General features: G+C 33.9%; 13 protein-coding genes, 1 pseudogene and 1 riboswitch. Of the genes and pseudogenes, 4 read left to right on the top strand and 10 right to left on the bottom strand.

Annotated elements, in window-relative coordinates:
* Positions 1–5 precede the first annotated feature (5 nt).
* Both HMPREF2715_RS12055 and HMPREF2715_RS12050 read right to left on the bottom strand, forming a co-directional pair.
* Positions 6–170: a hypothetical protein gene (locus tag HMPREF2715_RS12055; RefSeq protein WP_016930641.1), complete on the bottom strand. Its 165-nt coding sequence runs from the start codon at positions 168–170 to the stop codon at positions 6–8.
* Between the two features lie 185 nt (positions 171–355).
* Positions 356–526: a hypothetical protein gene (locus HMPREF2715_RS12050; protein ID WP_176744128.1), complete on the bottom strand. Its 171-nt coding sequence runs from the start codon at positions 524–526 to the stop codon at positions 356–358.
* 72 nt (positions 527–598) lie between these two features.
* A riboswitch (SAM riboswitch) is annotated at positions 599–699 on the bottom strand.
* Between the two features lie 224 nt (positions 700–923).
* On the opposite strand from HMPREF2715_RS12050, the gene HMPREF2715_RS07390 reads away from it, so the two are divergent.
* Positions 924–2399, top strand: a complete 1476-nt coding sequence (locus HMPREF2715_RS07390) for an alkaline phosphatase (protein WP_070440970.1) — start codon at positions 924–926, stop codon at positions 2397–2399.
* 89 nt (positions 2400–2488) lie between these two features.
* On the opposite strand, the gene HMPREF2715_RS07385 is transcribed toward HMPREF2715_RS07390, so the two are convergent.
* From HMPREF2715_RS07385 to HMPREF2715_RS11680, 3 genes and pseudogenes are all read right to left on the bottom strand, one after another.
* Positions 2489–3436 (bottom strand): LCP family protein, encoded by a 948-nt coding sequence (locus tag HMPREF2715_RS07385; RefSeq protein ID WP_070440973.1) that lies wholly within the window; start codon positions 3434–3436, stop codon positions 2489–2491.
* A 19-nt stretch (positions 3437–3455) separates the two neighbouring features.
* Positions 3456–3674 (bottom strand): annotated as a pseudogene (locus tag HMPREF2715_RS07380) (DegT/DnrJ/EryC1/StrS family aminotransferase); the annotation flags it as partial.
* A gap of 400 nt (positions 3675–4074) precedes the next feature.
* Positions 4075–4176, bottom strand: coding sequence for an SE2200 family small protein (locus HMPREF2715_RS11680; RefSeq protein ID WP_016930637.1), 102 nt, complete (start codon positions 4174–4176; stop codon positions 4075–4077).
* Positions 4177–4395: 219 nt separating this feature from the next.
* On the opposite strand from HMPREF2715_RS11680, the gene HMPREF2715_RS07375 reads away from it, so the two are divergent.
* Positions 4396–5022, top strand: a complete 627-nt coding sequence (locus HMPREF2715_RS07375) for an FMN-dependent NADH-azoreductase (protein ID WP_070581013.1) — start codon at positions 4396–4398, stop codon at positions 5020–5022.
* Between the two features lie 62 nt (positions 5023–5084).
* Here HMPREF2715_RS07375 and HMPREF2715_RS07370 read toward each other — a convergent pair whose 3' ends face one another.
* On the bottom strand, positions 5085–5534 hold the full coding sequence (locus HMPREF2715_RS07370) for a MarR family winged helix-turn-helix transcriptional regulator (protein WP_037551495.1): 450 nt from the start codon (positions 5532–5534) through the stop codon (positions 5085–5087).
* 151 nt (positions 5535–5685) lie between these two features.
* Between HMPREF2715_RS07370 and HMPREF2715_RS07365 the strand changes: the two genes are divergently transcribed.
* Entirely contained in the window at positions 5686–7326 is a 1641-nt protein-coding gene (locus HMPREF2715_RS07365; RefSeq protein WP_070839740.1) for an alpha-keto acid decarboxylase family protein, read from the top strand.
* 62 nt (positions 7327–7388) lie between these two features.
* Here HMPREF2715_RS07365 and HMPREF2715_RS07360 read toward each other — a convergent pair whose 3' ends face one another.
* Positions 7389–8471, bottom strand: coding sequence for a CapA family protein (locus HMPREF2715_RS07360; RefSeq protein ID WP_176743870.1), 1083 nt, complete (start codon positions 8469–8471; stop codon positions 7389–7391).
* Between the two features lie 259 nt (positions 8472–8730).
* Here HMPREF2715_RS07360 and HMPREF2715_RS07355 point away from each other — a divergent pair, with 259 nt between their 5' ends.
* Positions 8731–9063 (top strand): SdpI family protein, encoded by a 333-nt coding sequence (locus tag HMPREF2715_RS07355; RefSeq protein ID WP_037551487.1) that lies wholly within the window; start codon positions 8731–8733, stop codon positions 9061–9063.
* An 86-nt stretch (positions 9064–9149) separates the two neighbouring features.
* Here HMPREF2715_RS07355 and HMPREF2715_RS07350 read toward each other — a convergent pair whose 3' ends face one another.
* From HMPREF2715_RS07350 to HMPREF2715_RS07340, 3 genes are all read right to left on the bottom strand, one after another.
* Positions 9150–10277: a zinc-dependent alcohol dehydrogenase family protein gene (locus tag HMPREF2715_RS07350; RefSeq protein ID WP_070581017.1), complete on the bottom strand. Its 1128-nt coding sequence runs from the start codon at positions 10275–10277 to the stop codon at positions 9150–9152.
* Positions 10278–10301: 24 nt separating this feature from the next.
* On the bottom strand, positions 10302–11150 hold the full coding sequence (locus HMPREF2715_RS07345) for an AhlS family quorum-quenching N-acyl homoserine lactonase (protein ID WP_037551477.1): 849 nt from the start codon (positions 11148–11150) through the stop codon (positions 10302–10304).
* Between the two features lie 160 nt (positions 11151–11310).
* The gene (locus tag HMPREF2715_RS07340) at positions 11311–12306 is read right to left on the bottom strand and encodes a LacI family DNA-binding transcriptional regulator (RefSeq protein ID WP_037551475.1); all 996 of its coding nucleotides are present in this window, start codon (positions 12304–12306) and stop codon (positions 11311–11313) included.
* Positions 12307–12491: the final 185 nt, after the last annotated feature.

Raw genomic sequence — 12491 nt, 5'->3', positions numbered from 1 at the left:
ATTTATTAAGCTTTGTGGTCGTCGTCATAATCAGGATTTGAAACTTTATTCTTTTCCTTTTCAAATTCTGCTTCTTTTTGTTCAGTTTTCTTTTTACGTTTACGTTCTTCCATTATTGATAATGCGATAAATCCAATGATGAGTAGTGGTGATAACATTACAAATATCATCGATTGAACACCTCTATATTTTATATTTGATTGATACATCGTCTTAGTCTTCATTTTACAACTTTACTTATAAAATGAACATCAAAAAACTGAAGCGATACCGAAATAATGACTATTTCAACGTACCGCTTCAATCATAATAAAGATTATAAATTTAATTGCGACTCATAAGTACAGATTAGATATTACTTTTTATTTAAGATGTAAGTTCTAATATCTTCTATTGAAATACTGTCGTATATTTGTGTTTTGGCTTCTCCTATTTTGGCTACTCTCAACATACTTCCACCATAGCTCTTTGGTGAATATTGCTCCCAATAGTCTAATTGTTCAAATAGTTCTTTCAATGTTTCCATAAGATTTACCACCTTTTCTAAATTTGGGTAAATAAAATAGCCCTCCTTAAATAAGAAGCGCTCACGGACATCTTCTTATCTTTCAGGAACTCCTGTTGGATTTAGCACCTCACGTCAAACGCAGTTGCTGGAGCTTCATAGGGCCAATTCCCTCCACTCACTCTTAATAAGACGAACTATTTTATTTATTGGTATTATAACTCACTTTTAACAATTATAAAAGTAAAACGTTTACAACATATGATAAAACTAAATATAAAATAAATTCTATTCATTAATAATTGTTTACAATTACTTTACTTAAAAATAACTTTATACTAACTGAAAATCAAATTAAATTTCTTAATATGAATAGTGTAACAACTATACAATATACATATTAGGAGGCTTTTTTTAAATGAGTTTCATCAATAAATTTGGTAAAACAACAGTAGCAAGTTCAATCTTAGCTGCATCTGTATTAGGGACAACACACGTGTCATTCGCGTCAGGTTCTGGCGAAGGTAACCAAGGCCAACAAGGACAAAATGAAGATTACATGGCCATCGGTAACACAAAGAATCCTAAAAACGTTATTTTCATGGTCGGCGATGGTATGGGACCTGCATACAATTCAGCTTATCGTTACTATGCCGACAATCCAAATACTAAAGAATTAGATCAAACTGCATTTGACAAATATTTAAAGGGTACTAACCGTACTAACCCTAATGACCCTAAAGAGAATGTAACAGATTCAGCTGCAGGTGGTACAGCCTTTGCAACTGGTCACAAAACATATAATGGTGCAATTTCAGTAGATAATAATAAAAAGCCATTAAAATCCGTTCTAGAAAAAGCGAAAGAACTTGGCAAATCAACTGGTATTGTGACAACTGCTGAAGTAACAGATGCAACACCAGCCGTATATGCTGCACACGTTGATGACCGTGATAAGAAAGACGAAATCGCGCAACAGTTTTACAATGACAAAATTAATGGTCAACATAAAGCTGATGTTATTTTAGGTGGCGGTTCTAAATACTTCGGTAAAGAAAATGGTAATTTAACGAATAAGTTCCAAAAAGACGGTTATGATTATGTAACAAACAAAGATGAACTTGCTAATTCACAAAGTGATCAAGTATTAGGTTTATTCTCTGAAAAAGATATGCCTTTACAAATCGATGCACCACAAAGTAATCCATTATTAGTAGATATGGAAAACAGTGCCTTATCTAAACTAGAAAAGAATGATAAAGGGTTCTTCTTAATGGTCGAAGGTGCGTCTATCGATAAATCAGGACACCCTAACGACATTACTGGTGTTATGTCAGAAATGGGCGGATTTGAAAAAGCTTTCCAAAATGCAATAGACTACTCAAACAAACACAAAGACACTTTAGTTGTAGCAACTGCCGATCATTCAACTGGTGGTTTATCAATTGCTAAAGGGAAAGATTACGTATGGAATCCAGAAGCAATTCATAAAATGAAACACTCTGGTAGCTACATGACTAAACAAATTGCAGATGGCAAAGATCCTGAAAAAGTAATCAACGAAGGTTATGGTATCGAATTCCCTTCTAAACAAATGGATAAAGTTAAAGACGCTGCTAAAGAATTGAAAGAAGCTCAAGATAAAGCTAAAAGTGAAGACGATGAAAAAGTAGCTGCAGCAACTACTAAACTTCAAGATGCGATTCAAAAACCAATCAACGATGAATCTCACACTGGTTGGACTACTTATGGTCATACAGGTGAAGACGTAAACACATATGCACATGGACCAGGTGAAAATAAATTTGCTGGTAATAATGATAATACAGATAGCGCAAAAAATATCTTTGATTTCTTTAATAACGATGTAACATCTAATCAAAACCAACAATAATTAAGACTAAAAATTTAAGTATAATAAAGGTTAATTGCAATTTAAAAGCACTTTGTCAATGATTTATATCATCGACAAGGTGCTTTCATTTAGTTAAGATTTAAGTTTTCTTTTAATTTCTCATTAACTTCTTTTAGACTATTTTTATCAGGATAGAAGTAGTATAGATTGTCATCACCAAGTGCATTTTGACCGTTAATTGTTAAACGTTTAACATTGTCTTGTGCTTTATCATAGTCAGATTTGAAGCGATTTAACTGTACGAAGCTTAAATCTGTTTTCAAGTTATCTTGAGCAGCTTTGAATATACCGTTTAATTTAGTTACTGAGTTAACAGAGAATGCTTCTCTAGCAACTGCTGTAATTACTTGTTGTTGACGCAATTGACGACCTTCATCGCCACCAGCACCATCTTCCTTACGACTACGCATGTAAGCTAAAGCTTTTTTACCATCCATTTTGTATTGCTCACCTTTAGTGAATTGATAGGTATTGGTACTATCTTTAGTTATAAAAGAGCCATTACTCGTAATTGTAACTCCACCAAGTTCATCTACTACTGTTTTAACGCCATCCATATCAATAGAAATATAATGGTCAACAGGTACATCCATTAATTTTTCCAATGAGTTGACTGCCATTTTGGGACCACCATATGCATAAGCATGGTTAATTTTTTCGGTAGTTCCATGTCCAACAATTTTAGCACGTGTATCACGAGGTACACTTACCATTACAGTTTTTTTATCCTCTGGGTTAATTGACATCAAGACGATAGAGTCACTACGTTGCCCGAGATTTTCTTGCTGTCTTTCAGCATCGTCATCTATACCGTAAAGCACAACCGTCATAGGGTCTCCCTCTTTTGCTGCCTTTTGTCTTAATTGGGAATGATCTCTATCTAAGGATTCATTAATTGAATTATTTAATGAATGTAATTTCGTAAAGACAAAAATAGCTGCAGCAACAATAAGTACTAATAATATAATCAGTATTGTAATAATTACTTTAAAAGTAGTTGATTTCTTTTTTTTCATAATATTAATCACTCATTTTTTATAGACTTTTAATAATTTCAATCACTCGTGTTTGCTGCTCATCTGTCATATCAGAACCTGATGGTAAACATACTCCATGGTCAAATAAATAGGCACTGTTATCTATACCATCAACCATTATATAATCATAAGATTCAAAGTATGGTTGTAAGTGCATTGGTTTCCATACTGGACGTGCTTCAATATTATTTTTTTGTAATTGCGAATTAATTTTGTTTTTCTTCAACATTACAAAATATATTCTTTACATTCATCAAAACCATTACATTTTATCTTATAATATTAGTTAGAATTTACGTTAAAACTAATGTAACTATCATGTAAATATGCAATAAATAAACTACTTGCGTAATGAATTAGTAGCTTATTTATAAAAATTCATTTTATAGCTATGTAATTCCGAGTAAAACTTTCAGATTTCTTTATCCGTACATTATACAATTTTGAACGGTCAATATATGTCCTTATGCAATAAATTCATTATTTGTCTTAAAAAGTTATACTTACATTTATCCTCTTCCTCAATTAAGGTCTCTCCAACAAACAATAATTATGTAATTTACATAAATATAAAAAAGCCAAGATATTTCTACACAGAGATATCTTGGCTTAAAACATTAATATTCAATATTTGGCATTTCGTTTACTTTGTTTTGGTATTTTTTGAAACCAACATATGCAGCTACGCCTAAAACTACTGTAATTAATAATCCCTTCATGTCTGTCACTCCTTTAAGGTTCTACATTTATTAGATTTCTTAAATATTAAAATCTAAATTTACCTATATTATACACTTAAAATTGTTCATTTTTAAAGTCACGTTTAATTATCTTATACACCATTGGTCTGATTTTTCATGAAAAGTATTGTATTATTTTGAAAATCGAGTATATTAATTATATCGATTTCGAAATAAATATATATGAGGTGCACGACTGTGGCAAAATTATTATACATTACAGCACACCCATTAGATGAATTAGCTTCTAATTCTATGGCTGCTGGTAAAGCATTTATTGATTCATACAAAGATAATCATTCAAGTGATGAAGTGAAGCACATTGATTTATTCAAAGAAGATATCCCTGTTATTGATAAAGATGTATTAACTGGTTGCGGTAAATTAAGAAATGGCGATGAACTTAATCAAGATGAACAACAAAAAGTTGATCGTTTCAGTGAAATTTTAGAAGAATTCCTTTCAGCTGATAAATATGTTTTCGTTTCACCAATGTGGAACTTATCATTCCCACCTGTATTGAAAGCGTACATTGACGCAATTTCAATTGCAGGTAAAACATTCAAATACACTGCAGAAGGTCCTCAAGGTCTTTTAACAGATAAAAAAGTATTACACATTCAATCACGTGGTGGTTTCTATTCAGAAGGTCCAGCTGCAGATGTTGAAAGTGGCGACCGTTACTTAAGAACAATCATGACATTCTTAGGTGTACCTTCATACGAAAATGTAATTATTGAAGGTCATAATGCGGAACCAGAGAGAACAGAAGAAATTAAAGCCGCTTCAATTACTGAAGCACAAGAAATGGGTAAAAATTTCTAATAAGCATATTAAAAGGCATTGCGTAGTCATTTACGCAATGCCTTTTTACTATTCAATCCTATTTACTTCTCATCTTTCAAATGCTGAATATCTTGAAATCCTTCTCTGTAATTCGATAGTTCTTCCATGATGTCATACCAATCATGTCCTACCTTCTGAAAGGTACTCTGCATTAATTCATCTTGTGCTTTATTTAATTTATCAACTAACTTACTGCCTTTAGGCGTTGGAAATAATTGTTTCACACGTCGATCTTCTTCAGATGTTTGTTCAACAATTAACCCTTCTTCCTTCAATTTACGCAACGTCGCATGTGATCCTTGTTTAGAGATTTCTAATGTCTTTAATAATTGCTTAATGGTAATACCAGGCAATTTATTAATGAAGAACAAAAAGCGATGGTGCTGACGACTCATGTCGTATTTTTCAATAATTTCATCTGCCGTTTTTATAAATGTCTTATATGCGAAGTAAAATAACATATGTTCATAATCATTTTTATTACTATCCATAGATTTCTTTCCTTTTCCATTTATGAATGATTATACACATTATAATCAATTTTCAAAAAACAGTCGAAAAAAGGTCAACTAAATTGACTTTATTAGCCAATATAATTATATTGTAAGTGTATTCTAATTTATAAATAAAGGTGGAATGAATATGAAACAACGTGTAGGACAATACTTAATGGATGCAGTACATCATGCAGGCGTCGACAAAATCTTTGGCGTGCCAGGAGACTTCAACCTAGCTTTTCTAGATGACATCGTACGTCATGAAGGCGTTGAATGGGTAGGAACGACTAATGAACTTAATGGTAGTTATGCTGCAGATGGCTATGCACGTATCAATGGACTAGGCGTGCTCGTTACTACATTTGGTGTTGGTGAATTAAGTGCTGTTAACGGTATCGCAGGTTCGTATGCTGAACGTGTCCCAGTGATTGCAATTACAGGCGCGCCAACGCAAGCAGTAGAACAAGCCGGTAAGTATGTGCACCATTCATTGGGTGAAGGTCGTTTCGATAGCTATCAAAAGATGTTCGAACACATTACGACAGCGCAAGCATACATTACTGCTGAGAACGCAACAACTGAAATCCCTAGAGTCATTAATGCTGCTATTCATGAACGTCGCCCAGTGCACATTCATCTTCCTATTGATGTTGCAATGACTGAAATCGAGGTAGATTCAGAGTATGATGTCGCACCAATTCCAGACGTAAATGTTGATCGATATATTAATATGGTCGCTGACAAACTACGCTCCGCTTCACAACCAGTCATTATCACAGGTCATGAAATCAACAGTTTTCACTTACACAAAGCACTCGAGCAATTTGTTAATCAAACACACATTCCAGTCGCTCAATTATCATTAGGTAAAGGGGCATTTAACGAAGAGAACCCCTATTATATTGGCATTTACGATGGCAAAATTGCAGAAGACCAAATTAAAGATTATGTCGATAACAGTGATGCCATTTTAAATATTGGCGCTAAATTAACTGACTCAGCTACAGCCGGTTTCTCTTATGAATTTGATATTGATGATGTGGTTATGCTTAATCATCATAACTTTAAATTGAATGAAACGGTTGCTGAAGATGTGACGCTACCTAGCTTAATTGATGGACTTAATACCATTGATTATCGATATGAGGGCTCGTTCCCTACTTTTGAAAAAGGGACATCAAAAGAAGTCGCATTATCAGATGATATCTTAACGCAATCAACTTACTTTGACATGATGCAACAATTCATTAAAGAGGATGATGTCTTATTAGCTGAGCAAGGTACATCATTCTTCGGTGCGTATGATTTAGCTTTACCGAAAGACATGACGTTTATAGGACAACCATTATGGGGTTCTATCGGTTATACTCTACCAGCTACTTTAGGTACGCAAATGGCTGATCCAAATCGCCGTAACATCTTACTAATCGGGGATGGCTCATTACAACTTACAGTTCAAGAGTTATCTACGATGATCCGCCAAGATATCAAACCGATTATCTTTGTGATTAATAACGATGGTTATACAGTAGAACGTTTAATCCACGGCATGGAAGAAACGTACAATGATATCCGTATGTGGGATTATAAAGCCTTACCTAAAGTGTTCGGTGGCGATAATGTTATTGTGCATGACGTGAAAACATCGAATGACTTACAGAACGTCTTTGACGCCATTAACGCTGCTCCAGAGCAATTACACTTCACTGAAGTCACAATGAAGTGGGATGACGCACCAGCTAAACTTCGCGACATTTCAAAAGCCTTTGCAGCACAGAATAAATAGGTCATCTACAATTATTAAAATAAGCCTGTCGCATGTTCTACCATGTCACAGGCTTTTTTGCATCATATACTCTTTTCATCCAAGTATTCAGAATCAATGACATCTTTCGTGATATCTTGAAGATGTTTTATATCCCATTGACTTTTCTTATCGTTTATTAATCCATGTTGTTGGGCTAATTTCTCATTATAATCATCTAAATTATACACTTCAAAATCATGTCTCGTGTCTTTATTGGTAGGATCCCACTGTTGATAATGATTGACCATACTCGTCCACTTCACATTTTCAATATGTGCACCTTTAGGCGCTTTAACTATATCAAAATTTAGTCTTCCTAATAATTGATTATGTTCATCTCCAGTATTTTGCCCATTCAGAAAGTTACCTAATGAATATGCGACAAGTGTTTGATGATTATCACGCTTACTCTTCACCCATTTAACCGGTTGAATGACATGTGGGTGTGTACCAATGACAACATCTACACCCTCATCCGCAAATAATTGAGCGTATTTCTTCTGTGTCTTATTTGGTGTATGGTGATTTTCATTTCCCCAATGGGCAGACACTATCACTACGTCGCTTTGTTGTTTTGCTTTTTGTATATCCTGTTTAATAGTAGCTTCGTCAAACGTTTTAATTGTGTAAGGATATTGTGATGTCATTTCATTTGTACCATATGTATAACTAAGTAAACTCACCTTAATACCATTCACAGTCATAACTGGTATCGTTTGAGCGTCCTTTTCCGAATTAAAAATACCTGTAAATAAAACTTGTTTATCAAACTTATTCCATGTCTTGAGGTGATTTAGGACACCTTCATCACCTTGATCTAATGAATGATTATTGGCACCATTTACCATATCAAATCCGGTTTCGACAACATCTTGAGCAATCTGACTCGGAGTATTGAAGTTCTTAAATCCTGAAAATGGGCGATCATCCCCACCTAATGGAGATTCTTGATTAATAAATGCAAGGTCAGGTGATTGTATGTCGTTCTTAATATGTAAATACATAGGCTTAAAATTGAATGACCCATCTTGTTGCAGTGCATCATTATAGACAACGGGGTGTATTAAATTATCTCCTACTGCAACCACTGATGCTTCATCAGTAACATCTTCAGCCAGTGCCATGCCACAGAGAATTGCAAAAGTGAAAAATAGTACTAAACAACTAACATAATACTTAATCACAAAGTACGCCTTCTTTCATTGAAGAATTTCAACGTCTTTTATATTCAAAACATATTTTAGTTGAGTTGCATAACATTTATTAACGAACTCTTTAATTTTCATTTTAGACAATTACTAATTTTAATGCAATTTGGATAAGAAAAAATTTTAATATATCATTTAGTTGTATAGTCGATAAATTATTAAGGGAGTTTATAATATGATATTATTGCCATTAAGCTTTGTTATGGGTTGCTTTGGTTATATCTTTAAATTCCATCCACCTACCGAGCGCAATCGTTGGTACGGTTATCGAACAACGAAATCAATGGTCAATGATCGTAATTGGATTAAAGCACAAAAACAATTTGGCATCTATTCTTTAAAATACTTATGGGTGTTATTATTGTTTGGAATTATCGGAGTAGTGATTGAAATTGTAGGTATGATGAGAAGTACTGACATTATCATCATGACTGGTTTAGGCATAGAATTGGTAGTAATGCTGTGGTATATGTTTATTGTGTATTGGAAAGTGGAGAAAGCACTTTAATTTTGACTTTATACAACAAGGTCCTCTACTTCATTCATTTGAAATAGAGGACTTTTCGTTATTCAGTCTCAAATTTTTAATTTCAATCAATGCATTTTAACAATAATTCTACCGACATCACCACCAGCTAATTTATCAAATCCTTCATTGATATCATCTAGAGTAATCACTTCACTAATGAGTGGATCAATGTTTAATCTTCCTTGTTTATATAAACTTATAAAACGAGGAATATCTCTATCAGGAACACAGCTTCCTACATAAGAACCTTTAACTGTCCGTTCTTCTGCAGCTAATGTTACTTGTGGAAATGAAAATTCATCTTTAGGATGAGGTAAGCCCGTTGTTACTGTAGTACCCCCTCGTTTAGTAATTTTATAGGCGACTTGCATTGCTGGAACAACCCCTGCTGTTTCAAATGCATATTCTACTCCGCCAGGCACATATTCTTTAATTTGTTCATCTATATCATCATCACTAGAGTTAAATGTCGCGGTAGCTCCAAACTGCTTAGCTAAATCAAATTTGTCTTCATTAATATCTAATGCAATAATTTCATTTGCACCTGCTAACTTAGCACCAATAATGGCATTTAATCCTATACCACCTAGTCCAACTACAGCAACATTACTACCTGGACGAATTTGAGCTGTATTCATCACAGCACCAATACCTGTAATGACAGCACAACCAAATACTGCTGCACGTTCAAATGGTATTTCATCACTGATTTTTACAATAGAATTTTCAGAGACAACTGCGTGTTCTGCAAATCCAGAGACACCTAAATGATGATATACTTGTCCATCTTCATTAGATAATCGAATACCTCCTTCTAACATTTCGCCTTTTTCATTTGCTTTAGCTCCATTTTCACACAAAGCTGGACGTCCTTCTTTACATGATATACATTTACCACAGCTTGGAATGAAGGTACAAACTACATGGTCACCTTCTTTCACCCTTGTGACACTACTTCCAACTTTTAATACTTCGCCAGTTGCCTCATGACCAAGTACCATTGGTAAAGATCGAGGTCTACTGCCGTTAATTACTGATAAGTCTGAATGGCATAGCCCTGCTGCATGTATTTTTAGCAATACTTCATGCTCATGAGGATCTTCTAACTCTAAGCTCTCAATTTTTAAAGGTTTCGATTCTTTATAAGGTTGAGATGCTTCCATTTCATATAATACTGCTGCTCTTGTTTTCATAATTAAACACTCCCTTGAAAGTCCCTATTCATAATATCCGTCTGTTGATTTTCGAAATTTTGCAAATTGTTCTCCATCGTGGCCAAACCAAATTTGTGCGTTTTTCTCTGCTGCTAATTTTTTTATCTTTTCTACAGAATTTGTCCAACCAACCGAATCATACAAGATACCTGGAGGTTTAAGTGTTGGTTCCATACTTTCTTTCGTATAAATAGCATCTGAGGCGAGAATAATTGTTCCAAGTTCTTCAGTTTCAATTTCTAAGCCAATCATGCCCCATGCATGACCACTGCCAAAATTCAAGACCTTAACGCCATCTACGAGTTTTAAATAATCTTCATCTCGTTTCATAGTCTTCCAAGTTAAATCGTTTTTAATCCATGCGTCTATATCCGCCCATATATACGCACCTTCTTTTTGGTTACGTGCATAAGATTGCATTGTTCCGTTGAGTTCATCGTTATGCACTATGACAGTCGCATTTGTAAAGTATTCAAGACATCCTGCATGATCTAAGTGCAAGTGAGAGGCCACAACAATATCAACATCTTTAGGGTCTATGCCAATTTGTTCAAGTCGATTAGGTAAATGACATGCTTCGTCAGCAAAGTATGGAAACGCTTTTTGTGTTACTGTAATCCAACGCCCATTATCTCCCATAGCATTTGGATTACATGCTGTATCGAATAAAATCTTTGCTTCAGGATGATCAATGAATACAGTATAAATAGGAAATTCATGCATTTCATTAGGCTGATTTGGATTATCCATCGTCGCTTGGTTTGAATTAGCAATCATCAAGTTTTTATCCATCTTCATGCGTCCATTGTCTAGTACGTAAATTTTCATTCTTTGTTTTTTTACATTTACCATGCTACTCATCCCCTTATTAACTTTTGCATGTATTATACATAGATGTTATTTACATTTTACACATAAAAATAATTACTTACAATATTTAAGTATCCTTGTTTGATTTATAAATCAAAACAAGCCTTCCACTTCGTTTGAAATTCGAAATGGAAAGCTCTATTTATGTGCTTTGTCGTTCTACGTTATTTAATTTTAATACATTATTGTTGATTTCAAATTCTGTCTCTTCAAGTAATGCCAATAAATAGTTAATCAATTGCATACCAATGTCATTGACTGGTTGATTGACTGTCGATAATGGAATCTTCAATAAACTAGAAATGGGTTGATTATCATATCCCAAAATGGCGATTTGGTTAGGAATATCTATTTGATGGGCAGTCATAAAGTGCATTAACCCTAATGCCACTTCATCGCTACCTGTAAATATAGCATCTGGTAACTGTTCTTGTCGCAACAATATTTTCCCTATCTGCTCACCATCTTCAATTGTATGAACATTATTAAAAATCCATTCATTTCTAATATCTAGACCATTATCTTTCATCGCTACTCTAAATCCGACATTTCTAGGTTTATTGAAGCAATGATCATAGTAATTATTGTCCGTGCAATAAGCTATGTTTCGATATCCTTTATTAATTAAGTATTGAATGGCATCATACGTCGTTTGACGTTGGGTGGTATGTATAATCTTCACTTTATCAGACTGCATTGACTGATCTGCCGATAAAATAATAGGTCCATATTTCGTATACGTCTCTAAAACCTCTATGTCATTTTCAAGTGCGCCCATTATCACACCAGCAATTTGTCTTTGCTTAAACATATTTAATAATCTTAATTCCTCTTCTTTATCATTATATGTTTGCATAATTAACATATGGTATGGTGTGCCTTTAATTTTTTTATCAATTGCATCAATCAAATACGCGAAATATGGATTCGTAATTCTAGGTACAATGATACCAATCGTATACGACTTGTTAGAACGCAATTGCATAGCGACTGAATTTGGCACATAATCAAGTTCATCCATCGCTTGTTGGATTTTAATTTTCTTATCCTCAGAAATATAAGGATGATGATTTAAATATCTTGAAACCGTCGATATAGATAACCCTGCTCTCTGAGCTACATCTTTTATTGTTGCCATAGTACCACCTTTAATGAAAACATTTTCATTATTGATGATAGGTTGTTCCCTAGTTTTTGTCAATCACTCAAGTTAGATATTTATCAGTTTAAAAAATATTAAAAGCACGGGAGTGGGACAGAAATAATAATTTCTCAAAATTTATTTTGTCGTATCCCCAGCTTGCTTAGCTTGTAGAATTTCTT

Origin of the sequence: Staphylococcus sp. HMSC062A01, from assembly GCF_001836805.1 — a bacterium.
Lineage (GTDB): Bacteria > Bacillota > Bacilli > Staphylococcales > Staphylococcaceae > Staphylococcus > Staphylococcus haemolyticus.
This window is presented reverse-complemented; position numbering and strand designations above follow the sequence as displayed.